At 35.8% G+C, this 23,648-nt stretch carries 22 protein-coding genes and 1 other RNA gene; 7 read left to right on the plus strand and 16 right to left on the minus strand.

All coding sequences use genetic code 11. From position 1 onward, the window contains the following. Positions 1-70: 70 nt before the first annotated feature. Complete coding sequence (locus tag EKM66_RS10870; RefSeq protein ID WP_125764569.1) at positions 71-949, minus strand: LysR family transcriptional regulator; 879 nt, start codon at positions 947-949, stop codon at positions 71-73. A gap of 236 nt (positions 950-1,185) precedes the next feature. Between EKM66_RS10870 and EKM66_RS10875 the strand changes: the two genes are divergently transcribed. Next, on the plus strand, positions 1,186-2,814 hold the full coding sequence (locus EKM66_RS10875; RefSeq protein WP_125764527.1) for an APC family permease: 1,629 nt from the start codon (positions 1,186-1,188) through the stop codon (positions 2,812-2,814). A gap of 53 nt (positions 2,815-2,867) precedes the next feature. On the opposite strand, the gene EKM66_RS10880 is transcribed toward EKM66_RS10875, so the two are convergent. Beyond that, positions 2,868-3,182 (minus strand): bacteriocin immunity protein, encoded by a 315-nt coding sequence (locus EKM66_RS10880; protein ID WP_125764529.1) that lies wholly within the window; start codon positions 3,180-3,182, stop codon positions 2,868-2,870. 583 nt (positions 3,183-3,765) lie between these two features. Next, a complete protein-coding gene (locus tag EKM66_RS10885) occupies positions 3,766-6,801 on the minus strand; it encodes an MMPL family transporter (protein WP_125764531.1) in 3,036 nt (1,011 codons plus the stop codon). 340 nt (positions 6,802-7,141) lie between these two features. Here EKM66_RS10885 and EKM66_RS10890 point away from each other — a divergent pair, with 340 nt between their 5' ends. Next, positions 7,142-7,723 carry a TetR/AcrR family transcriptional regulator gene (locus EKM66_RS10890; RefSeq protein ID WP_125764533.1) on the plus strand — a complete coding sequence of 194 codons (582 nt, stop codon included), beginning with the start codon at positions 7,142-7,144 and terminating at the stop codon, positions 7,721-7,723. Positions 7,724-7,996: 273 nt separating this feature from the next. On the opposite strand, the gene EKM66_RS10895 is transcribed toward EKM66_RS10890, so the two are convergent. The 10 genes from EKM66_RS10895 to EKM66_RS10940 form a co-directional block, all read right to left on the minus strand. Next, positions 7,997-8,188 carry a PspC domain-containing protein gene (locus EKM66_RS10895; RefSeq protein ID WP_125764535.1) on the minus strand — a complete coding sequence of 64 codons (192 nt, stop codon included), beginning with the start codon at positions 8,186-8,188 and terminating at the stop codon, positions 7,997-7,999. A gap of 12 nt (positions 8,189-8,200) precedes the next feature. After that, positions 8,201-8,386 (minus strand): PspC domain-containing protein, encoded by a 186-nt coding sequence (locus tag EKM66_RS10900; RefSeq protein WP_125764537.1) that lies wholly within the window; start codon positions 8,384-8,386, stop codon positions 8,201-8,203. Between the two features lie 97 nt (positions 8,387-8,483). Then, positions 8,484-9,161 carry a hypothetical protein gene (locus EKM66_RS10905; RefSeq protein WP_125764539.1) on the minus strand — a complete coding sequence of 226 codons (678 nt, stop codon included), beginning with the start codon at positions 9,159-9,161 and terminating at the stop codon, positions 8,484-8,486. A 77-nt stretch (positions 9,162-9,238) separates the two neighbouring features. Continuing rightward, positions 9,239-9,805 carry a TetR/AcrR family transcriptional regulator gene (locus EKM66_RS10910; RefSeq protein WP_125764540.1) on the minus strand — a complete coding sequence of 189 codons (567 nt, stop codon included), beginning with the start codon at positions 9,803-9,805 and terminating at the stop codon, positions 9,239-9,241. 94 nt (positions 9,806-9,899) lie between these two features. Next, positions 9,900-10,736: a MetQ/NlpA family ABC transporter substrate-binding protein gene (locus tag EKM66_RS10915; RefSeq protein WP_125764542.1), complete on the minus strand. Its 837-nt coding sequence runs from the start codon at positions 10,734-10,736 to the stop codon at positions 9,900-9,902. 127 nt (positions 10,737-10,863) lie between these two features. After that, the gene (locus EKM66_RS10920; RefSeq protein WP_125764544.1) at positions 10,864-11,553 is read right to left on the minus strand and encodes a methionine ABC transporter permease; all 690 of its coding nucleotides are present in this window, start codon (positions 11,551-11,553) and stop codon (positions 10,864-10,866) included. Between the two features lie 3 nt (positions 11,554-11,556). Further along, entirely contained in the window at positions 11,557-12,600 is a 1,044-nt protein-coding gene (locus EKM66_RS10925) for a methionine ABC transporter ATP-binding protein (RefSeq protein ID WP_404811472.1), read from the minus strand. Positions 12,601-12,627: 27 nt separating this feature from the next. Continuing rightward, positions 12,628-13,959, minus strand: coding sequence for a M20/M25/M40 family metallo-hydrolase (locus tag EKM66_RS10930; protein WP_125764548.1), 1,332 nt, complete (start codon positions 13,957-13,959; stop codon positions 12,628-12,630). Between the two features lie 104 nt (positions 13,960-14,063). After that, the gene (locus tag EKM66_RS10935) at positions 14,064-14,888 is read right to left on the minus strand and encodes a MetQ/NlpA family ABC transporter substrate-binding protein (protein WP_125764550.1); all 825 of its coding nucleotides are present in this window, start codon (positions 14,886-14,888) and stop codon (positions 14,064-14,066) included. A 694-nt stretch (positions 14,889-15,582) separates the two neighbouring features. After that, the gene (locus EKM66_RS10940) at positions 15,583-16,254 is read right to left on the minus strand and encodes a DPBB and LysM peptidoglycan-binding domain-containing protein (protein ID WP_125764552.1); all 672 of its coding nucleotides are present in this window, start codon (positions 16,252-16,254) and stop codon (positions 15,583-15,585) included. A gap of 234 nt (positions 16,255-16,488) precedes the next feature. Between EKM66_RS10940 and EKM66_RS10945 the strand changes: the two genes are divergently transcribed. Next, a complete protein-coding gene (locus EKM66_RS10945; RefSeq protein WP_125764554.1) occupies positions 16,489-17,091 on the plus strand; it encodes a YitT family protein in 603 nt (200 codons plus the stop codon). A 77-nt stretch (positions 17,092-17,168) separates the two neighbouring features. Here the strand turns inward: EKM66_RS10945 and EKM66_RS10950 are convergent, their stop codons facing one another. Both EKM66_RS10950 and EKM66_RS10955 read right to left on the minus strand, forming a co-directional pair. Then, positions 17,169-17,795: a DUF3862 domain-containing protein gene (locus tag EKM66_RS10950; protein ID WP_125764556.1), complete on the minus strand. Its 627-nt coding sequence runs from the start codon at positions 17,793-17,795 to the stop codon at positions 17,169-17,171. A gap of 83 nt (positions 17,796-17,878) precedes the next feature. Then, a complete protein-coding gene (locus EKM66_RS10955) occupies positions 17,879-19,807 on the minus strand; it encodes a Dam family site-specific DNA-(adenine-N6)-methyltransferase (RefSeq protein ID WP_125764558.1) in 1,929 nt (642 codons plus the stop codon). Between the two features lie 122 nt (positions 19,808-19,929). On the opposite strand from EKM66_RS10955, the gene ssrA reads away from it, so the two are divergent. Further along, positions 19,930-20,297, plus strand: a transfer-messenger RNA (tmRNA) gene (ssrA, locus tag EKM66_RS10960). Between the two features lie 76 nt (positions 20,298-20,373). On the opposite strand, the gene EKM66_RS10965 is transcribed toward ssrA, so the two are convergent. Next, the gene (locus EKM66_RS10965) at positions 20,374-20,970 is read right to left on the minus strand and encodes a cadmium resistance transporter (RefSeq protein ID WP_125764559.1); all 597 of its coding nucleotides are present in this window, start codon (positions 20,968-20,970) and stop codon (positions 20,374-20,376) included. Positions 20,971-21,004: 34 nt separating this feature from the next. Between EKM66_RS10965 and EKM66_RS10970 the strand changes: the two genes are divergently transcribed. From EKM66_RS10970 to EKM66_RS10980, 3 genes are all read left to right on the plus strand, one after another. Further along, positions 21,005-21,385 (plus strand): ArsR/SmtB family transcription factor, encoded by a 381-nt coding sequence (locus EKM66_RS10970; RefSeq protein WP_125764561.1) that lies wholly within the window; start codon positions 21,005-21,007, stop codon positions 21,383-21,385. Then, positions 21,375-21,875 carry a hypothetical protein gene (locus EKM66_RS10975; protein ID WP_125764563.1) on the plus strand — a complete coding sequence of 167 codons (501 nt, stop codon included), beginning with the start codon at positions 21,375-21,377 and terminating at the stop codon, positions 21,873-21,875. The genes EKM66_RS10970 and EKM66_RS10975 overlap by 11 nt, the downstream gene beginning before the upstream one ends. 172 nt (positions 21,876-22,047) lie before the next feature. Next, positions 22,048-23,418 (plus strand): FAD-dependent oxidoreductase, encoded by a 1,371-nt coding sequence (locus EKM66_RS10980; RefSeq protein WP_125764565.1) that lies wholly within the window; start codon positions 22,048-22,050, stop codon positions 23,416-23,418. The last annotated feature ends 230 nt before the right edge of the window (positions 23,419-23,648 follow it).

Genomic DNA, 23,648 nt, shown 5'->3' on the forward strand with positions numbered 1-23,648 from the left:
TTAATTGTAAATTCATTCTTGGACGGGAACAATTCAAGATAAAGCAAAAAGCATTCCATAATGGAATGCTTTATTTAATATTATTTTTAACGTAATTCCAAAAGATATCATTAGCTTCTGAATGATTACCTTTTTTCCTGAAAAAACTAAGTTCATTACTAACATTGTTTGATAACGGAATGGTAACAAAATTATCATTAGTGAACCCTTTAGCAGTTTTATCCATCATAAGCGAGACACCCATATTGTTCTCAACCATCTGAATAACTAGATCCACTCGTGAACCCTCATAAGTTATCTTGGGATTGAATCCTGCATTGTGACACAAGTCCATGACAGGCTGATACAAGTTCGTTGACTTACCCAATATCAGGAAATTATCATCTTTCAAACTTGCCAAATCTATTTTTTTCACTTTAGCAAGCTTATGATGCTTTGGCAGAACTGCCACAAAGTTATCAGACTCCATTGGAATCTGTTCCAAACTTTTGTCATCAAAATTAAACGTTCTAGCAAAAATTATTTCACATTTATCCGACTTCAAAGCCGCAAATAGATGGTTGCTCTCCTCTTCTTTCAACTGCATGTGAACTTCTGGATGCTGCCGTAAAAAGCTGGTTATTAGATTGAAACTCTGATAATTAGGCATAGTTGGGATAGTATACATCTCGATCGTCAGGTTCTTTGCATCTTGGAAATCATTCAAATCACGTTGCAATTTTACGTAATCATCAATTATCTTTTGAGCATGAGGCAACACAATCATACCTTCATCTGTTAATTCAATTTTGCGATGTTCACGTTTGAACAATGAAACTGACAATTCTTTTTCCAATGCCTGAATCTGCTTAGAAATATTTCCTTGTGTTGTGTAGAGATTCTCAGCCGTATCAGTATAATTAAGTGTTTTGGACAAATCTACGAAAATTTCTAGACGGCGAATATTCATTCGACTAATACTTCCCATTCCATTTTAGAATACTATAACACAAGTGAATATTTTGTTTACTCCCCCATTGAGCAATATTTCAATAGACATTTGTAAGCGAATACAAATTGTCTGCTTTATTTCTCAAAAAAGGATTGTTTTATACCTAACTATCTGGTATAAATTTAATGTTATAACAAAATTGAAACCACAATTGAGTTAAACAAAATCTGTTTAATTGATTGGGGGCTTCTGCGATGGAAGAACTTAATAATAAGAAATATATAAGTTGGCCTACTCTAGCGTTGATGGGCTTTGTGACGGTCGTCGGATTCGATGACTTGATCTACAACTTTCAAAATCAAGGACTGAGCGTCATCGTCTCGTGGATGTTGATGATTGTTCTCTACGTCATCCCCTACTCGATGATGGTAGGACACTTAGGCTCAGCCTTTGACCACGAAGAAGGAGGACTCTCGTCGTGGGTGCGGGGAACTAACGGCGACTTCCTGGGATATTTAACAGCGTGGACACATTGGGCTGCATCGATACCATATATTGTTGATACCGCTAATACTATTGTCATAGGTATTGGCTGGCTGATAAAGGGTAATGCTAATCTACAAGATCAGCTATCCAACAGCGGTTTTGCACTATTAACACTGGTCGTATTTGTGGTCTTTATCTATATCCAATCCAAGTTTGCGAACTCAATGGAATTTCTGAGCAAAGTCGGCGGTATCGCCATGTTCAGCATGACGGTACTATTTGTTATCATGACTTTTGCCGCACTATCAATGGGTGGACACATCAAGACGCAACCTATTACTGCACAAGCTTTGATGCCCAAATTTGACTTTCATTATCTAACAACTATCGGTCTGTTGATATATGGGATCAACGGTGCTGAATCAATTGCACCATTCATAACTAAAATGCGCAAGCCACAAAAAGATTTTCCAAAGGCTATGATCATGTTGGCCGCCATGACAGGTTTCTTGACGATTTTCGGATCATTTTCTTTAAGTGTTTTCTTCAATGCTTACCACCTACCTGCTGATCTCAAAATGAATGGCTCGTACTATGCATTCCAAGCTTTAGGAGCACATTTCCACCTTGGCAATACATTTATGTATATCTTTGCACTAACTGAGATATTCTATTTGTCGGCCTTATTAGCTGTGCTATTGGATGCCATGACACGCATGCTTATTTCAGATACCGGCAGTAAATACATACCAAAAGTACTTCAAAAAACCACTGCATCGGGACTACCGATCAATGGTTACATTTTGACATGTGGACTAAGCGCTTTCATCATGGGATTAGGAATCTTTTTGCCTAGCATGTTGGATGTGTTTGACTGGTTATTGAATCTTAATGGAATAATTTCACCAGGAGTTACTTGCTGGGTATTCTTCGCCTTCATTCAAGTTAGAAGACGAAGCAGTGAGTTCCCATCTGACTATGTCTTTATCAAGAACGATTTTGTAGCTCAAATGGTCGGCTGGTGGTGCCTGATAATTACTCTTGCTGCAACAATCTTTGGTATTGGACCAAAAGATGTGGCACAAGGTTCAAGTACATGGTGGTATGAATTGATTATCAACATCATTGCCATCATAGTATTAGTTGGACTAGGAGCAATCCTACCTTATCTTGCTAAACGTGAAGCACGTAGCAATAAAGGTTCTGCATTCACTTCCAAACAGTGGATCGGTATCTCTAGTTCATTACTTGCAACAATCGTCGGTGACCTGTATCTAGGTGGCACACACATGCAAAACGCCACATGGTTAATGATATTAACGACACTTATCGGTGTCACATTGATATTTATCTTCGGACATAAACAATACGATTTGAAAGAAATTAGAATTAAGTAAAATAAAACCCACCAATTTCGAATTGGTGGGCTTTTCTGTTTATATCATATTCATTAATCCAAGTAACCTCTTTGTGCTGTTATCACACCCAAGTTAGTACCGATCGGCATAATTTTTACCAAGATAGAATGCATCTTAGTGTAAAACTCTTCAGCATCATGTGATAAACTTTTTTGCTTAACTGCTTCTAAGTTGAAACTAGCAACAATTCGATTAAGCACTGCAACCGGGTATTTTCCATTTTCCAAATCAGCCTTTGCCATAAGACCAACCTTACGTTCACGTTCAGTGATATTAGGATCAAGTATAAAGTCATAGATTATATTTAATATATCGTCATTTTTAATTTTTCTTTCTTGATTGAACATTTAAAGATTCCTTCTTATTTGAATATTGTTGTATGGACATCATAATGAAATGATAATCATATTTACCAAAAAGTAAAAAATAGTTATCAATAATTAGGTCGGTTTTATCATGCTTATTGAAATTATTGGTGAACTACTTATAGAATAACATAATTCATGAATTACATGCCTATTTCTAAACCAAAAATCGCTATTGTATGTCTAGTAACATATTATTTAGCATCAACTAAAATATTTCTTACAATACCACTTATCAGAAAAATAACCTAACTCCTAAGTTTATTTGCTTATAATACTGACAGCATGTATATTGAGGATACCAATGTGAATTAAATCACATTGGTAAATAAGGGAGAAATTTATGAAAAAAAAGTTGATTCCAATTTCATTAATTATTTCTGGTATCTTCCTAATGTATATGTCAGTTTAACCATTACCCAAAATTTCAATCTACCTCTTCATAATTGGATTTTTATCACTGGCATACAGCTTTTATCTAATGAATAGAGCCAATAAGAAAAAATAATTTGTATCCACAAAAAAATCCCCCATCAAAAGATGGAGGATTTAACTTTATTCAGTTTTATTTAGCTGGGTCAGCAGAATCATCATCTGTTGAAGTAGCTTGTTCAATATTTTTATCTGGTTTCTTAGTTCTGTGCATTCTTTCCTCATGCCACATCGTCATACTGATTAATGACGAAAGTGTCAATGGAAGGAATATTACTAAGATAATTAATCCGAAGATAACACCTAAAGCAACTTGAATCAAGGTTGTAACACCTGATGGCATCAAGGCTGCAAATGTACCACTCAAGATGATTGCGGCTGAGATAACAACCGAACCAATAGCAGTAGCAGCATTCAGCATTCTATCCTTCAAATCAGGATCAAGTTCATCTTTAAATCTGATCATTAAGAAGATACTGTAATCAACACCTAAGGCCATCAACATAATAAATGTGAAGAATGGTGTATTCCAACTCAACATAGTCTTTCCAAGAACTAGCTTAGAAACCATGCGAGTAATACCCATTGACATTTCATAGGCTAACAACAAAGTACCAATAATTGTCATAGGTTGAAGAATTGATTCTGTAACAACGATCAAAGCAATACCGATACCAATTGTCATGATCATAGCTGTACGACCGAAGTCACTATTAGCAAGTTTTCTTGTATCGTTGTTCTCAGAAGTTTGACCACCAAAGGCAACTGTAGCATTCTTCAAGACACCGTGTTTCAATCTAGCATTTGTATCTGATTGAATAGTCTTCAATTGCTTAGAAGTCTTGTCACTATTTGGATCACCCTTGAAGACAAGTGTAATAGTAGCAACCTTACGGTTATCACTCATGTAAGCATTAAGAGCTGGTTTGAATTCACTACTCTTAATAGTGTCTTTAGGTAGGTAGAATGTATCACCTACATATGAATCACGTAATCCTGTTAGATATGTCTTCATAGTAGTGTTACCTGATGCTAAGGCATCAAGTCCATCACTAGCTGAACCTAATCCTGTTTCTAGTTCAGTGACTTTTGAAGCCATTGATTGTAATTGAGTATTCATCTGTTGAACACCAGAATTGACTTGTGAAGCACCACTAGCAACGCTTTGACCACCACTTGTCAATGTACCACTTGAAGCGACTAAGGTACCTGTACCACTAGATAATTGTGACATACCTGAAGTCAATGCTGGAATCTGACCTTGTAATTGTGTCATACCACCTGAAACAGCAGTAGAACCAGCACTCAATTGACTAATAGCACTTTGCAATTGTGTCATTTCTCCAGCCATAGCTGAAGTATCTTGCCCACTAGCAGCTAACATTGTCATGATTTGTGTTGCTTGACCTGACAATGCTGTCATTTGACTTTGTAGTTGTGACAATCCTGAAGACAATTGTTGTGAGCTGCTTGTCAAAGTTGAGACACCGCTTGTTAATGCAGGCATTTGACTGCTTGCACTTTGTAGACCGGAATTAACTTGTGAAACACCACTAGTATATTGATTAATACCACTTGATAGTGTTTGTGCACCAGTTTGTAGTTGGCTTGTACCATTGGCTAATTGTTGAACTTGAGCTGTGCTTCCAGAAATGTTAGCACTAGCAAGTTGTGAACTAGCTGAGTTCAAACCAGATTTGATTTCTTGAATACCTTTAGATGAAGTCTTCAATCCATCTGTAATAGTTGTTAATTGACTCTTTAGATACATACTCTTGATCTTGTCGCCACCTGGTTGAGTTGCAGATGCAACTGTCTTTACACCAGGTTCCTTCTTGAGGTATTGAGTTAAATCATCAATAGCAGCAAGTCTTGATTGAGTATTCATCTTCTTGCCATTTTGAATATAAATTGTAACGGGAGCTGACATACCCTTGCTGAAGTGGTCTTGAATTACTTCATAACCCTTCTTAGCTTCATATGAGCTAGGAACCTCATCAGCGTTATTGAAGTTTAATTTTTGATTAGAGTTAAGCAAGAATGGAACTCCGACAATGGCAATAATTGCTACGATAACAACTGGATATGCAAGAGCAGTTCTTGATAATCCATACCACATACGGCTCTTACTACGTCCGCCACTAACCTTGCTTGGCCAGAACATCTTAGCTCCAAGTGTCTCCATGAAGAACATATTCAGAGTTAATAGAACGACTAGAAGAATAAGAACTCCGACAGCAACACCGACGGCACTACGATATACAGAGAACTTAGCTAGACCTAATACAGAGAATCCAATTAGAACTGAGACTCCACTATATAGGATAGTTCTACCACCATGCTTTTGTGCATCGTGTGCAGCTTCAACTGCCGACATTCCCCGAGCGAGCGCTCCTTTGAAGTAGTTATACAGTAAGATGTTGTAGTCAGTACCAATACCGAATAGAACAACCACCATAAATACTTGTGTGAAGTTGGAAAGTGGGAAATTAAACTTTTGCGCAAGATTCATTACAATACTTAATGATGTAATGAATGCCACACCAACGTTTAACAATGAAATCAGTGGAACGATTGGAGAGCGGAAGACAATGATCAAAACGATAAAGATGAAGATGATCGCAATGACCTCAGTCTTTTGAATTCCCTTCTGAATAACAGTTGAGAACTCATCGTTCAATGCATCCGAACCAGTAACGTAAGTTTTAACGCCAGACATCTTCAATTGCTTTTGAAGAGCTTTGACTTGATTACTTACTGTACCCTTATTACTTTTAACAGTAATTTGAGCTAATTGAGTAGACTTATCTTTAGCGATAAGTTGCTTCTTTGTCTGGGCATTTTCACTAGGGCCCATAACCTTTGTAACTGCAAGTGATCCAGTATCTTCTAGATCATTTAACTTACGAGTTATTTCTTCAGATTGAAATTTTGTAAATTTATTACTTCCGTTGTTATGAAAAACAGCAGTATAAGTACGAACCGCCTTATTACCGTTCGCCTTTTTTTCAATCCTAGTAGCCTGTTGGCTTTCTACATAGCTAGGTAAAGTGATATTACCCTTATCCCTTACTAGTTGAGATACGTTTGGCATCGCAAAGATTGCGACAAGTACAACGATTATCCATCCAACAAGTGCGAGCGTATACTTTTGAGTTATCCGCTTCATACTCACATCTCCCTTAAATTCTAATACCCATAATCTTACTTTGTGTAAAATTATTGACACATGTCAAAATACAAGGTACATCATAAAATTAATGTCAAAATTAGGCAAGAGACAATCTTTTTATTAGTGTTAATATTTAGACACTTTTGCATTAATTGTCCAACTTTGCAATGAAAATAAGTAATATTCTATGAAAGCACAGTGTTCATTTGAAAATTAGGAAACGTTTTCATTCCAAAAGGCAATTTGTAACTTTTGCACTTGTAAAAATTTGTACTTATGTTAAAGTCTGAATAGTTGGGTTAATCAGTTTATACAAGTTTTAAAGGGTGGGACTAATATGAAAATCGACGTTACACAGCACTTAACGCTTGGTGCAACGAGAACTCTCAAAGCGTTCAGAGAAGCCATGTTTCAAACACTTGGCGAAAAAGAATTCGATAAAATCACAGTTAACGATATTTGCAAAAAGAGTGAATATCCACGTGCAACTTTTTATAATTATTTCGACGATAAATATGATTTATTACAGTATCTTTGGTCATACATTGGAAAAGATATTTTATCCAAAATCCCAAAAAATATTGCTGAAGAAGAAGGAATTATTAAAATTTTCAATTTGCTACTAAACTTCTTCAATGATCATCAAGATTTACTTAAGAATGTAACAAAAAATAACGGTGTCGACTCGCACCTTTGGCACAGCATGTCAGGATATTTGCGTCATGAAGCTAATATTCTTGTTTATGAATATTCAGCTGAGAATGAACAAGTTAGAGTCCCAGTTAAGCTACTAGCTAGATTCTATAGTGACTTAATAATTGCTGTGCTGGAATGGTGCTTGTTCGAACAACCAAATATCGATAAAGAAACAGCTGATAAGTATTTAACAAGTCTACTTAATGGCGGTTTTACTGCATAAAAAAGTTCCTCAATCTCGTTTGGATTGAGGAACTTTTTTGCGTTTTTGTCTTCGGTAGAAAGTTACCGTGCCTTCGACTAATGTTTTATTTACTTAACATCAATATTGATAAATCATGGAAGACTAAATTGCTCGAAACCGGAAGCAATCTTCTAAAACGAGTTACGGAGACTAGATTCCTGCGCCTGCTACGTATAACTAATACACCACTTCGTGGCACCTTAGTTATACTAGGCAGTACTCAGAATCTCCCAGTCTCCTCCACTCTCTATATTACGCGTCTGGTTGTTCCATAAGTAACCACAATACTAAATAAACAATTACACCAGGAAAACCTGGTGTTAATGATAGAATCACATACAATACACGTCCAATTGCTGGATCCCAATCATATTTTTCACAAAAACCGGCAATTACGCCACCAAAAATTTGATTTTTTTTAGAACGTTTAACTGGAATATGCACAATAATCTCCCCCTAATCTGGATCTTCCATTAACATCCATAACACAAGGTACACGAGAATACCTGGAAGTGGAGTCATACTAAGTAAAACATACAATACTCTGGCAATGGCTGTGTTCCAGCCATAATGCTCCGCAATACCACCGATTACACCGGCAAAAACTCTGTTGCTATATGATCTTTTAATTGGAATATGCATAATTTATTTTCCCCCTCTTATCTTTAACAATATAATAAGATAAATAGCGGTCTAAGTACATCTAAAGTGCTTACATTAAACTTACAATTTTGTCACTCTATTTTTCGTTAACAATAACTTGCCCGTTATTACTTTTTATAACCAGCTGATCTTCTTTATGATCATCATAATGATTATCTTTCTTAACTCCATTTAATTTGAAGTTTCCATTTTTTAAAGCGACTTTTAATCCAATATCCTCTAAGCCATTCAGCTCAGTTTTACCGTTCCTTTTAGTCAATGTTCCACCATCTATAAGTGCCAATCCATCTGACAATGTCGTTCCATTAGAATGATTAATATCTATTTTATCAACAGTGATGTTTATAAATTTCAACGTACCATTCAATTGATTTACTTTAATATTATTCAAATCATGATTGGTTTTAATAATTATAATTGGAGACTCACCAATTTCTATCTGATGCTTATCACTATTCTTTTCAACTATTTCCACAGAATCATCATCCTGATTAATTATGTATTGTTTTGATGCAATATTCTTGAGTACGATTGACGACTTTTCTGCGTTTTCAAATACAACTTTTGCAGTCCTCACTTTGACATTAAAGTCTTTAACATGCTTCATATCCAACTTCTTATTGCCCAATACACTTACGTTCAATCTACTAATATTAATTCTTCGATTATTAGAATGCGACCAGCTATGCAGGCCCACTCCAATTGCCGTTATAACGATGACCAATGTTACAATTATTATCAAAAATCTTTTCATATTATTATTTCTCCAGTTATGAATGAATATTAATTTAATTCATTCATTTTTATTTTTAAAAAAATAACTCCAGCGAGTTATTTAAGAATTACCTTTAAAATCCCATCGATCAAATCATTTAACAATTGAAAATAATCAGAAGTTTGAATTTCTTTTTGATGAATATCGACGACTGACAATGCATTGAATAGACTAATAATTCGAGACTTATCCATTCCATCCCTGATTAATCCTGAATCAATCCACTTATCGATTAATTCATTAAGTGTTGAATATACTGCACTCTCCTGCACAGCATCAACATTAGCCTGAACAATTATTGAATTGATCTTGGAATTAGCGAACCATTCTTTCAGAATTTCGTTATCATTTGTATATTTAAATATTTGCTGCAAAATATTGCCAACTAGTTTTTCAGGTGCTGCATCCATATCAACATGATTCATTATCTGTCTCTTAACATTTTCGTTCTCATAATTATAAATTTTGACGAAAATATCCTCTTTAGAATCATAATATCTATAAAAAGTTCCCACTGCTACTCCTGCACGTTTAGCAATACTAGCAATATTGGTTTCCTTGAATCCTTGTTCCAAGAACAAATCATGCCCGGCATCAAATAATCTCTGTTCTTTATCTTCCATACTAATACCTCATTTTCACTACTGAATGAATATTATATTAATTCATTCATTTTGTCAAATAAAAAAAGAAGCCTTTTGGCTTCCTCTTATAATACTATTGAAGAATCTTGTAATTCCAAGCTGGTTTCTCTGAATCACCATAGTATTTCTTGTACAAAGCTGCGATATCTTTTGATTGATATGCTTTAACGATCTTCTTGTAAACTTTGTTATCCTTGTCCTTCTTGTTGGCTGAGATAACATTTACATATGGTTTAGATGCTTTAGTAACTTTTTCAACATAGACTGCTTTCTTTGGATTCAACTTGGCATCACTTGCGACACCACTGTTGACTACAGAAGCAGTTACATCATTTAATGAACGAGCTGTTTGCGCTGCATCCAATTCAGAAATCTTCAAGTTACGCTTATTTTCAATAATTGACTTCTTAGTTGGTAATTTATCACTATTCAACTTGATCAATCCAGCACTTTGAAGTAAGTCCAAAGCACGACCTTCGTTAGTTGCATCATTCGGTACGGCGATTTCATCGCCTTCTTTTAATTCACTCAACTTAGTGATCTTCTTTGAATATAGGGCCATTGGGGCAATGGCTGTATCACCAATACCAACAATATTTGTGTGATGGGTCTTGTTCCAGTTATCCATGAAGTAAACTGTTTGGAAGGCATTCAAATCAACTTGTCCTTGATCAAGTGCGGCATTTGGTTGACTATAATCTGAGAATTCAACTAATTTGATTTTGATATTATCTTTAGCAAGTTTCTTGTCTACTGCCTTCCAAATTCTATTATCTGATCCTGTAATACCAATTTTTACTGTTGTCACTTTACCCTTATCGGCAGATGCACTGTTACCACATCCTGCCAAAATAAATACTGATAATGCCGTTAATAATAAAGCAAAAATTCCTTTAATTTTTTTATTCATAACTTTAAATCCTCCTATTTTTCGTGAAAACACCCTATTTTTGAGTACACAAAAAGCCGCCTAGTTATAAGCGACTTTTTTAGAGTCGCACGATATCTCAATAAATTTTCAATATGTGCTTATTTCATTAATGCTCAAGTTTTCTAACTGCGAAATCGCCAAGACCTTGAATAACGAAAACCAGTACCAAAATCAATAACATGGATACAATAGTAACGTCATTTTGGAAACGTTGGTAACCAACAGATATGGCCATGTTACCAAGGCCACCACCACCAACGGCACCAGCCATGGCTGTCAATCCGATCAAACTGATTGTTGTTAGAGTTCCAGAACGGATAAGTTCAGGAAGACCTTCCTTCAGATATACTCTGAAGATGATTTGAATTGGTGAAAGGCCCATTGCTTCAGCAGCTTCGATGACACCTTTGTCGACTTCTACCAAGGCTAGCTGAACTTGTCTAGCAAAGAATGGTGCAGTACCGACAACTAGAGGAACTAATGCACCTGTAGGTCCGATAGTCTGACCAACGATCAACTTAGTAAATGGTCCAATGACCGCTAGTAAGATGATAAATGGTATGGAACGGAATAAGTTAACTAATTTATCTAAGGTAGTGTAAAAGGCTTTGTGCGGTGTAATACCATCCTCAGTTGTAACAACCAACAAAATCCCTAATATAATACCGATAACTCCGGCAAAGATTGCACTGACAAATGTCATATACAATGTCTGCTGAATAGCAACGACGAAACCATTGTCACCGTTCCAATTTTCAACAACATTGGGTAAGTATGTATTTGCAAAATGTGACATAAATTATTTACCCTCTCTTTCATCTAAATCAATTTCTTTAACGTTGATCTTCAAATCTGTTAGATATTGAATTGCCTTGTCGATCTTATTTTGCTCACCTTCAAGGTCGAATAACATAATACCCACCGTTGTTCCTTGTAATCGTTCAATGTTACTGAATAAGATATTAGCTTCAATATTGAACTTCTTGTACAACTCGATGATGATCGGCTCGTTAGTAACATCCCCCATGAAATTGAGTTCAACCAAGTGGCCTGATATAGAATCAATAATTCCACTTTCTTTAACTTCATCCAATACATTACTGATTTGAGTAGATGTGTTAACGAAGTCCTTAGTTAACTTCTTCTTGGGATTGGCGAAGATTGTAAGTAGGTCGCCCTCTTCAATCAATTCACCATTCTCCATAACTGCGACTCTGTTACAAATTTGCTTAATGGCATCCATCTCGTGGGTAATGATAACGATTGTAATACCTAATTCTTTGTTCAATCTACCTAACAAACTCAAGATTTCAGTAGTAGTTTTTGGATCCAAAGCACTAGTTGCTTCATCAGAAATTAGGATTTCTGGATCACTTGCCAAGGCACGAGCAATGGCAACACGTTGTTTTTGACCACCTGATAGTTGTGATGGATAGTTATTTGCACGATCCGTCAAGCCGACCAAATCAAGTAGTTTATCAACTTTGTCCTTACGCTCTTGCTTAGAAAGTTTTGAATCACGCAACGGAAAGGCCACGTTTCCAAAAACTGTTAGAGATCTCATTAAATTAAAGTGCTGGAAAATCATACCTATGTTCTTACGTGCTTTACGCAAATCCTTGGCGCTCAATTCTGTCAGATTCTGATTATTAACAATAACCTGACCAGAAGTAGGCTTTTGCAAAAGATTAATTACACGAACCAACGTACTTTTACCGGCTCCGGAATATCCAATAACTCCGAAAACGTCACCCTTTTGAACGTTGATTGAAACATCTTTAACGGCTTCAATGGTCTTACCTTCATTTTGGAAGGTAACGTCTATGTCTTTTAGTTGTACTATCCCGTTCTTCTCTACCATAATTGCTCCTTAATTTAACTTAGATAAGAATTCATCGAAGAAATCAATGAATTCCAGGTAATCTTTGATACGAATATTCTCATTAGGTGCATGTGCGCCACCCTTGGCGTAACTTACACCACATGAAACAATTGGTGCCTTTGTATATTTATTTACAACATACATTGGACCGGTACCAGCACTTGATGGTAATGCCGAAACCTTGTCTGGACCACCATAGTAATCCTCAGCAGTTGAGATAAGTTTATCAACAATGGGACTATCAAGATCCCAACGATAACCTTTTTCACCAAGTAGATACTTAACTTTTACATCTTTGAATCCTTGGCTCTCAAGATACTTTGTTAACTTATCAAAAATATCTTTTGGATCTTGGTTAGGTACTAATCTGAATTCTAGTTTTGCTGTGGCGGCCTTAGGAGTAACGGTTTTAACACCTTCACCTTCCCAACCACTACTGATTCCTTCTATATTAATAGTAGGCTCAAATGTCAGATTATAATTAACAGATTCATTCTTCAATAATGGAACTTTTAAGCCCCATTTTTCTTTCAAGTCAGGTGCGATAGCCTTTTCAACCAATTCTTTTTCACGAGCACTTGGTTTGACAACATCATCATAGAATCCCGGAACTTTGATAGTTCCATCTTCATCACGCAGCGCATTGATAGCTTCAGTCAATCTCCAAGCGGCACTGTCAACAACTGCGGCAAATGATGAATGAAGGTCAATGTCACTTGATGTAGCCTCAAGTTCATAACAAAGAATTCCTTTGTTACCACCGGTGAATGTGAACTGTTCTTGTTCATTCTTAGCACCAGATTCCCAGATAACTAGGTCGGCTGATAATTTATCACCATATTTTTCAAGGCAATTAACAAGATGCTCACTGGCAACTTCTTCTTCACCTTCAACTAAGAACTTGATGTTACAAGGAAGATCACCATTTTCTTGACGATACTTCTTAAGAGCTGTAATACGACTAATCAAGTCTGACTTACAATCTGAGGCCCCACGTCCGATGAACTTATCGTCTGTGACTTTCAGTTCAAATGGATCTGAATTCCACAATTCGATTGGCTCTTCAGGCTGTACATCATAGTGATTGTAAATAAGAATTGTTGTATCACTTGGCTTCTCAGGCTTTGCTTCAGCGAAGACTACTGGATGTTTGAAATCATTCCAAACTTCTACATTTGCTCCGAAGTCAGTTAATAATTTTCTGAGGAATTCTGCCGTTTCATCTATTGATTGCTGCTTAGCAGAAACAGATGGTAATCCAATATACTGTTTTAATTCTTCGATTGATTCTTGAATAAGTGGATCTGTTAATTTTGACATATAAATTCCTCCTAAAATGTTAACTTTCTACTATATTAAGTTCTTAGTTTGTGTCACTCAATTATCCTAGGTAGTACTCAGAAGTTACCGGCTTGTTTCACTCTCTATAACTTAGTATTCCAAGCTGGTACTGCTGCGCCACCGTAAACTTTCTTAATTTCCTTAGCAACGGCTTTTGTTTGGAAGGCTTTAACAACTTTCTTGTAAGTCTTGTTATCTTTGTCTTTCTTGTTAGCTGCAATGAAGTTGATCCATGGTTTTGTACTCTTGTTGATTTTTTCTGTGTACAGTGCTGATGATGGTTTCAACTTAGCATCTGATGCATAATTTCCATTAACAACTGCTGCTGTTACATCATCTAGTGAACGTGCTGTTTGTGCTGCATCTAGTAATGTGAACTTCAAGTTCAACTTGTTCTCTGAAATATTCTTAACTGTTGCTAGCTTTGTCTTATTATCAAGTTTGATAAGTCCGGCATTTTCTAATAAAACAAGTGCTCTACTTTCATTTGAAGCATCGTTTGGAATGGCAATCTTATCACCATCTTTAAATGCACTTAAACTTTTAATACTGTTTGAATAAACTGACATTGGTTGAATAACCGTATTACCAATAGGAACGATATCTGTATGATGTGCTTTGTTCCATGAATCCAAGAAGTACTTGTGTTGGTAAGCGTTGATGTCTAATTCTCCCTGTGATAAGGCTGTGTTTGGTTGATTGTAATCGCTGAATTCAGTGATTTTAAGATTGATTCCTTCTTTTTTAACATTCGACTTAACGATTTTCCAGATCGGTGCATCAGTTGGATTAATACCAACTTTAACTGTTGTTTCCTTTGTTTGACTTCCACATCCTGCCAAAACGAAGATGAATAATGCTGTGAAGGCTAATAAGATAACCTTTGTTACTTTTTTAAATCTTTTCATATGTTTCCCCACCTTAATATTTTCTCCTGATTAATAACAAATAACTATTCCAAAAAATTATATAAAAAAAGTCGCTTCCAAAGACGAACATCAACTGTTCATTTTTAGAAGCGACTTATCGCTGTACCATTCTAATTTAGGATAAACTTACACTTATCCCCTCTACAACGTACGGAACCTAATTCTATACGCGTGTACTGTAAAGGGTACCAACCATTGCATCTTTATCCAAAAAGGACTCAGCGCACCAATCACAGGTCATTTTCATTCAAGTCCGCGTCCCCTTCTCAGCTATCGAGGCTTTCTGTACTTTGGAGGTTGAATTACTTCCCCTGATCAAATTGTTTGAAATAGTTATTTGTTATTAATCGTTGAAATGATAATACAATTACGGAAAAGAAATGTCAACATTTAAAATTAAATTTCTTTAGCTGTTTTTTAATATTCTCATTTCGTAATCTATGACCTTAGTATAGACATAATTTTCAAAATTTAAAGTATTTTTTTGTATTTCATCGTTATAACGGATTACAAATGCTGTTGTATCAACGTTAAATCATTCAAAAAATTTACTAAACGTGTTCAAATTTCATGCCAGTTTCGCTGGTATTAATATAATTATTAGAAGATATGTATTATTTTCTAATAAAAAAGACCATCCAAATGGGTGATCTAGTCTAAAATTTGCTTTAAATTATGACAATACTTCAACTGAAGCTGTAGTTACACCATATGAAGGAATTGATGAACTAGGCATTGCAACATCTAATTGTTGTGAATTGCTGTTGGCAAATGTTCCTGTATCATTAACTGTTCTGTACAATACTGTACCGTCAGATAATGTAATCTTCAATTGTGTACCCTTAGGGAATACTGATAGATTAGCAGCAACACCGCTGTAACCCATGTTTGAACCTAATACTGCTGGATCATAGAAACTGATCTTAAATGTACCTTTTGAAGTACCAGTTGTTGATGCTGTACTTGTAGTTGCTGCTTGTGTTGTTGTTGCTGTAGATGCGGCTGGTGTTGAAGTAGCAGCTGGTGTAGCTTGTGTAGTTGTATCTTGTGCTACTGTTGTATTTGATGATGTATTATTTGCTGTGGTTGATGATGCAGATGGTAATGTAATTGTTTCACCTGGGTAGATCAAATCGAATCCACCAATTTCACGGCCATTTGCTTGTTCAAGTTCTGCAACTGTTGTGTTGTTTGCTTCAGCAATAGTCTTGTATGAATCACCTTTCACAACTGAAACGTGTGTACTGTCAATTGTTGTGGCAGCGTCGACTGTGTTAGCTGTTGTTGCTCCTAATACTGTTAATGCCATTGCGCTTACTAATGCGATAGATAATACTTTTTTCATAAATTTAATTACATCCTTATTTTTTATTTGCTTAGCTCTCATTGCTATGGTGCTATACTAACAGGCTAATGTTACATAGCCACCACCTCAGAGTTACAGTTTTACCCTTTTTGTAATTTAGGTAACACTTTTGCAACAAAGAATGCTATAAACGCTGATGCAACGGCATTCTAATTTTTGAAAATTAACAATAAATAATTGAAAAACTTCCTATTATATGCTAGTATATAAGATATGCAGAATAAAAAATATAAGATTTATCTAAAACTACTAGTAATGGTACTAGCTTTAGAGCTTATAGCGTTTAGTTTGAACATGTTCTTCGAACCAAACAAAGTTGCTGCAGGCGGTGCCACCGGTATAGCAATCTTACTATACGAAGGGTGGTCCATTCCAACATCGTTATCAGTTTTCTTAATCAATATCATCATGTTGATCTTCTCTTACTTCCACTTAGATAAAAAAACTACAATTAAGTTAGCATTCGGTAGTTTTCTTCTCCCAGTGTTGTTATTCATTACCCCGGTCTACAATCTACTCCCCGGTAATAAAATTCTTGCCATTGTAGTTGGTAGTATCATCTTCGGTATTGGATTAGCAGTTCTGTACACATTAGATATGTCTAGTGGTGGAACAACTGTACCACCGATGATTATCCATAAGAATTTTGGAATTGATAAATACATTAGCTTATTCATTATCGATGGCATTGTCTGTTTAGGAAATATTGCAATGACCGGCCTACTATCTTTCTTCTTGGCTGTCATGTCCGTAGCAATCTCAAGCGCAGCGATCAAGCTTTGTACTATTATAGAAGACAAGTACGTAACAAGTTAGTTGAACACAAAAAGAGGTCCGATGACCTATGCTCCAAAGCACTGTTTTTAGAGTATAGGCCACTAGGCCTCTTTTTTTTACTTTACATTTACCTGAGTCTTGCTTGTAACTTCATCATTATTCAGCGCTATCTTAATATAAGTAGTAGCGTCATCAATTTTTTCTTCAACATCTGAAGTATAGGTCATAGTTACGATACCGTTAGATTCAACATAATTATCAGGATTACCCAACAGCTCAATTACGTGGTCATAGCTATCATTAGTTTTGACCTTATTATAATCAGCTAACGTCAGATCATTCTTACGATCAATATCCAACCCCTTGATTGACTTGGAAACAGCTATACCATCCTGAAAGGTAATATCAATTACAACGTCATCGTCCATCCCTTTAAGATTCTGCCAAGTTAATGTCGCATTCTTAGAGTCCTCAGTATTGCTAGTCATAGTGGCTTGTCCAAACTTGCTCTCGACATTCTTCAAGCTATTGCCTCCAGCGCCGATTTTGACCAAATTAAATTTGTCAATTATAGAGGTATCCGAATCCCTTGTCTTCTTGAACAGATTCTCTTGATTGTAAGATTCCTCATCTGCCTTGTCATCATAAGTATTTTCAATTACAAATGCCGTCGCAGATATTATCACCAGAGCTGAAATGGCAACCAGCCAAAACCATCTTTTTTTATAAAATGATTTTTTCATCTAAAAATACCTCCACAGTTGTTTACCTAATTCTAACAACTATGGAGGTATTTCGCATTGTTTTCAACTTATATTGACTCTGACTAATAGTTGGTTATCAAAACTTCATCTGTACCCAACAAATTAGTATGATAGGAAGATCTTGAATAGTTTGCGTTCAAATGACGAATATTATACTTGATTGCCCAGTCAATTACAGCTCGATTGACATGACCCTTATGCTTGAAGACATTCGACATTGCAAATTTGATATTACGGTCATTCAATGAGTCCAAGAAATCATAGAGATCATTTTCTTGCTGCTGTGTCCAGCTTCCAAATCCTCGATCACCATCATTATACGAACCATCACTAATCAAATATGGTGGATCAACGTAAACTAATGAATCTTCGGTTAAACCTGACGTATCAAAATCGCTGAAATAATCTGAAGTGAATGTCGCATTGATTTGATGTAACTGTGCAACGAACTTACGCAGGTTCTCTCTCATATTATTGGAGAAGCGGCTACGATTACGACCAAACGGATTATTATACTTCATATCCTGATTGAATCTTATTTGATAATTAAAACTAAACGATGAAAGAATATACAAATCCAACGGGTCAGGATCTTTGTTGTAATCATCCCTTAGCTTCAAGAATCCTTCTTCATTTTCCTTACTTAAGTGATACTTCTCAATTTGAGAATTGATTCTTTCCAGGATTTCATTGAACTCATGATCCTGAAAATACTGGAACATATCGATAATACGATTATTAACGTCATTGAAGTAATACTTTTGTGCTTTAACATTTATTCCAACATTAGCACCACCACTGAACAGATCGACCATAATATCAATATTACCTGGAAATTCTGGAATCAATTGTGACAGAAGCTTGAACTTGCCACCAGTATAATTCAATGGGCTCTTGATGTAATTTGGTTCATCCTTTGGCATTTCAACTGATTGAATCTGTAACAAGTCGTTATCCTCTTGATGACTAGTTCTGAAGTAATACAATAGTTCACTGAGTTGCTTAGTATTTGTAGAGACCTTTGAATTATATTTTTTAAACGGTATCCGAATAACTTCTACGCTTCCACTCACAGCTACCTTGTTGATCATCTCAGTTAATTCATCTTCTGGAATAATACCATCAGTGGAATAACTCAATAGTACATGGGTGAATTTTAAATTGTCCAACAGATCCTGCATAGTATCTTTAGCTTTGTTTTTAGCAGAATAGTCAGATTTCAAGTCCTTATAGTCTCTGACACCGCTGACCCCATGAATTTTTGGATCATCGAATCTAGCAATAGTTTCTAGCAAATGATAGTTAGAACCGTACTGTCTGATGTTATATGGAGTGTCAATGTAGACGATATCACCATGAATTCTTTTTACCAATTCATTGGCATCTTCATTGAACGCCCTATTCTGTTGTTGATTATTATTAATCTTAGGTGGCTCCAGTTTTAGTGGCTTAGTAGCACGTTTATCACTAAAGTTTTTGAGATAAGCTCCATAGGTTCCCGTTGTATTGGAAACAAATGGAACAGCCTCGATCAAACTTGCCAGCAAATAAAAGAATTCGTTACTTGTTATATCATTACTATCAAACCATTTTTGAATAGTAGTTCTAATGAAGTCAATTCTTTTGGCATTGGCTACAGTAAAATACATTCTTTTATCTTTACCTGCCGTGGAATAATTCTTCGTGATGAAATCTCCACTGTAGTTAGATATATCATATTGGTTGAAGTAATCAAACGGATTATGAATGTTTAATTTGAACAATCCAGTAAAATTAGGCTGGCTATTCAAGTCTATTTCACCTTTGGCGAGTGCATAAGAGAAATAAAGCAAATCATTAGTTGTGATTGCATATCTTGACTTGAAATATTCACTAACAACATTTGACCCAGAAAAAATATCTGCGAATGTTTTTTCTGATCCATTCAAGTGCTTAGTTAGCAATTCATCTATCTGTGTTAATAATCTTGCTTTACTCCCAATAAATCTCATAATTTTACCCTCTACTGTCCATTTTCCCACTGTGTTTCTTCTATAATATAATGATAACATGACATTAAGCGTATCTATTTGCTAAATGTTAAGAAATTAGTTATTATAGTAAGGAACATCTTGGGGATGTTCTGGATTCGACATGTGTAATAGCGTGTAGGCTGCACTTCGGTTTTCGTGTCCCGGAAAAACACACAGTTTATTATAACTGCAAAAAATAATAATTCTTACGCACTAGCTGCCTAAAAACAGTCTAGTCGTGATCCGTCTGACTTTGCTCAAGGGTCAGAGCCGGGTCTCAAATTAATTGAGCTACGTTTGATTTGTCCAGCCTGAACAAGTTAAAAAGAGATTAATCGGGGTTAGCCGCTGTGGCTAGCCAGGTTGTGCGGCGTTCATAGTGGCGAAATTTTAAATAGTACAACTATGAGTGTAGAAGTTTACATTGCATTATGCTTGGACAGGGGTTCGATTCCCCTCATCTCCATTTACATATTCCAAGATCAGAAAAAGTCAGTAAAGATAAGGTTTATACCTTTTCTCTACTGGCTTTTTTGTTTACTATTTCATATAAAATGTGCAATGGTTCCACTCTCAATCAAGACGACAATACCAATGACAATATACACTATGGCAGTAATATACTTTCCCCAGTGTTCAAGGACATTGGCAACTTGCGGTATTTTCCCCAAAACAAATCCAATATAGCAAAATAATGTCAGCATAACGAAAAAAGTAATCAATATTGTAATTATTTGTTGAAAATTGGACTGAACAAATATTGGTACATATATTCCAATATTATCAGCTCCACAGGTTGCTATAGTGATCAAGGCAACGTTCAATATTACACTTGAGCGCTTCTTCATCCCCTTTTCAACTTCATCATCATCATCCTTTTCACCAAAGAACAATAGCTTTAATCCCATAAGAATCGGAATTATTCCTAATAAACCCAACATCCAATCTGACGGAATGAGACCTAATACAAATGCTAAGATCAAACTGGTTGCTACCAAAACTGATGTCCCCAAGACATCCCCCAAATATACCGACCACCGTTGTTTCTTTTGTGTAGTTCCAAAAATAACCATCAGGATTATTAAATAATCTATACTTGTTGAAATATAAGCAGTGACTCCTGTTAGAATAGAATTAAACATAATGTTGCCTCATAATTTCTTTAAGATATTTCATATGTTATCATTAACATATGTTATCTGCAACATATTAATTAACAGGAGACTAACTTTGGATGACATTAAACTAATCAATGAGAAGCTTTTGGATGAATCCCAAAAAATTTTAAAAATATTAAACAACCCTGTACGATTTCAGATGCTTGATATCCTTGAACAACGAGAACTGAACGTTAGTGAATTAGTATCACTGCTTGGGATTGAACAATCAGTTGTTTCCCATCAGCTGGCATTACTACGTAAATACCAGTTGGTAAGTACTGAGAGAAAAGGCAAATCAAACTACTACAAACTAAGCGATCCGCATATTTTAGATGTCATTAATGAAACTCTTGAACATGCTGATCATGTTATGAGAGGTAAAAAACATGGGGAATAACAAACAACCATCCTTAAAAAAGGGAATTATATATTTAATTATTGTAGTAATAATTATTGCCATTGGCTTTTCGCTAGTTGGTCAAAATAATGCCGGTAAAACTTCTAAGGATAACAATGTAAAAACGACTAAAATACAAAAAAAATCAAAGACAACCACTAAAAAAGAAACTGCAAAAGATGTTAATAAGCGTACTCCTGCTGAAGAAGAACGATTTGTGGATGGTGTGGGACAAGCATTCGGTCAAAAAGATTCCCAGACTATTCAAAAATATGTCGGAAGTATTTATCAATCAGCTTTTGTTGATGGATTGGGCATGACATATACTTGGAAGACTTCTGACGCAATATATATTAGAGTCGACAATACTGATAACGGTATAACGACCGTTTATTTATACGATGAAACTGCTAATAACCATCTGGGAAGACAGCTCTATCAAGGTGAAACAATTGAACAAATGGCTCCTCGTGACAATTACAACCAATAGAAATGGAAAACTGTAGCACAACTATAAGGTTCATTAAGTTTGTGGAATACACTCTCAGCAAAACAGTAATACTCATGATATACAACAAATATATTGATAACGTTTTCAATATATCCTACCCTATAGTTGTAATATGTATTAGAAATATCATCAATTATCAGGAGGTATTGGGATGTCAAAAAAGAAAGTTATTATAGTTGGTGCATCACACGGTGGACACCAATCTATCATTGAATTACTGAACAGATATAATGACATAGATATCACATTGTTTGAAGCAGGTGACTTCATCTCCTTCATGTCATGCGGTATGGAACTATTCTTAGAAGACAGTGTTACAAATGTTAATGATGTTAGGAATTTTAGTGAAAAGAGTTTTCCACAATCAAATGTCCATATTTTGAACAATCATTTGGTTCAAACAATTAATGCGGATCAAAAGACAGTTTCCGTTCTAGATTCCAAAACCGGTAAAACCAAAGATTATGAATATGACCGATTAATTCTCAGCTCCGGGGTAACACCTAAGTCACTTCCGGTTCCAGGAAATGATTTGGAGAATGTCTTCTTGATGAGGGGTTATGATTGGGCAACAAAAATCAAATCAAAGCTCAATGATCCAAATACCAAAAAAATCACAATTATTGGTGCCGGTTATATAGGTATCGAGGCGGCAGAAGCCAGTGTTAAAGCTGGTAAAGAAGTCACGTTACTAGATGTCATCGACCGCCCACTTGGAACTTACCTTGATGAGGATATGACCTCTATTCTGGAGAAACATCTAATCAAAAACGGCGTGGATGTTGAAATGAACGCTAAAATTGAAGCATACGTTGGTGACAAACAAGTTACTTCTGTAAAGACAGAATCTAACGAATATCCAACTGATCTAGTAATTCAAGCTGCCGGTGTCAAACCTAATACCGACTGGCTCCGTGGCACAATTGAATTGGACGACCGTGGATGGATCAAGACAAATGCATACCTACAAACAAATATTCCTGATATTTACGCAATCGGTGACGCCACTTTGGCATATTCTATCCCAGCTAACAACCATGTTCCAATTGCTTTAGCAACTGTTGCCCGTCGTGAAGCAAGGTATTTGGTAAAACATCTCTTTGAAGACACGCCGTCTGCTCCATTTAAAGGTGTCGTTGGTTCATCCGCTCTTAGTGTTTTTGATTATCACTTTGCTGAAAGCGGCTTAAATTCATTTACTGCTAAACGGGCAAATGTCAAAATCAAGACTTCATTTTACAGCGATACCCTTCGTCCAATATACGTGCCAGCAGATAAGGGGAATACCAAGGTTCATGTTTACTTAGCCTATAATCCAGATAATCACCAAATTCTTGGTGGAGCTGTCCTTTCAAAGTACGATATTACCGCACAAGGAAATGTACTGGCATTAGCAATTGAGAACAAGTTAAGCCTTGAAGACCTAGCTGAAGCTGACTTTTTCTTCCAACCAGGATTTGATCGACAATGGAGCTTATTAAATCTTGCTGCTCAACACGCATTGCATGAAGATAAATTTTAAAATCATACGAAAAACTGGACCTCAACGAGATCCAGTTTTTATTTTTCAGCAGCCCTATTCGGCAATTAATTTAGTTTTTTTTAATTCGTGAATTGTAAAATTAATCCGAACACCTAATCAAAAAAAAATACCCATAGTAAATGTTTTACAATTGTAGTGACTAAACAGACCATGAAAGAAGACATTTACTATGAGCATATCTACTTTAACACAGTATCACCGTGGTGCCA

The organism is Companilactobacillus hulinensis (assembly GCF_003946555.1).
GTDB classification, from domain to species: Bacteria; Bacillota; Bacilli; order Lactobacillales; family Lactobacillaceae; genus Companilactobacillus; species Companilactobacillus hulinensis.

Bases quoted from the DNA above. Each gene is read 5' to 3' on its own strand.
- EKM66_RS10870 (WP_125764569.1), bottom strand. From the start codon at position 949: ATGAATATTCGCCGTCTAGAAATTTTCGTAGATTTGTCCAAAACACTT.
- EKM66_RS10875 (WP_125764527.1), top strand. From the start codon at position 1,186: ATGGAAGAACTTAATAATAAGAAATATATAAGTTGGCCTACTCTAGCG.
- EKM66_RS10880 (WP_125764529.1), bottom strand. From the start codon at position 3,182: ATGTTCAATCAAGAAAGAAAAATTAAAAATGACGATATATTAAATATA.
- EKM66_RS10885 (WP_125764531.1), bottom strand. From the start codon at position 6,801: ATGAAGCGGATAACTCAAAAGTATACGCTCGCACTTGTTGGATGGATA.
- EKM66_RS10890 (WP_125764533.1), top strand. From the start codon at position 7,142: ATGAAAATCGACGTTACACAGCACTTAACGCTTGGTGCAACGAGAACT.
- EKM66_RS10900 (WP_125764537.1), bottom strand. From the start codon at position 8,386: ATGCATATTCCAATTAAAAGATCATATAGCAACAGAGTTTTTGCCGGT.
- EKM66_RS10905 (WP_125764539.1), bottom strand. From the start codon at position 9,161: ATGAAAAGATTTTTGATAATAATTGTAACATTGGTCATCGTTATAACG.
- EKM66_RS10910 (WP_125764540.1), bottom strand. From the start codon at position 9,805: ATGGAAGATAAAGAACAGAGATTATTTGATGCCGGGCATGATTTGTTC.
- EKM66_RS10915 (WP_125764542.1), bottom strand. From the start codon at position 10,736: ATGAATAAAAAAATTAAAGGAATTTTTGCTTTATTATTAACGGCATTA.
- EKM66_RS10920 (WP_125764544.1), bottom strand. From the start codon at position 11,553: ATGTCACATTTTGCAAATACATACTTACCCAATGTTGTTGAAAATTGG.
- EKM66_RS10930 (WP_125764548.1), bottom strand. From the start codon at position 13,959: ATGTCAAAATTAACAGATCCACTTATTCAAGAATCAATCGAAGAATTA.
- EKM66_RS10935 (WP_125764550.1), bottom strand. From the start codon at position 14,888: ATGAAAAGATTTAAAAAAGTAACAAAGGTTATCTTATTAGCCTTCACA.
- EKM66_RS10940 (WP_125764552.1), bottom strand. From the start codon at position 16,254: ATGAAAAAAGTATTATCTATCGCATTAGTAAGCGCAATGGCATTAACA.
- EKM66_RS10945 (WP_125764554.1), top strand. From the start codon at position 16,489: ATGCAGAATAAAAAATATAAGATTTATCTAAAACTACTAGTAATGGTA.
- EKM66_RS10950 (WP_125764556.1), bottom strand. From the start codon at position 17,795: ATGAAAAAATCATTTTATAAAAAAAGATGGTTTTGGCTGGTTGCCATT.
- EKM66_RS10955 (WP_125764558.1), bottom strand. From the start codon at position 19,807: ATGAGATTTATTGGGAGTAAAGCAAGATTATTAACACAGATAGATGAA.
- EKM66_RS10965 (WP_125764559.1), bottom strand. From the start codon at position 20,970: ATGTTTAATTCTATTCTAACAGGAGTCACTGCTTATATTTCAACAAGT.
- EKM66_RS10970 (WP_125764561.1), top strand. From the start codon at position 21,005: ATGTTATCATTAACATATGTTATCTGCAACATATTAATTAACAGGAGA.
- EKM66_RS10975 (WP_125764563.1), top strand. From the start codon at position 21,375: ATGGGGAATAACAAACAACCATCCTTAAAAAAGGGAATTATATATTTA.
- EKM66_RS10980 (WP_125764565.1), top strand. From the start codon at position 22,048: ATGTCAAAAAAGAAAGTTATTATAGTTGGTGCATCACACGGTGGACAC.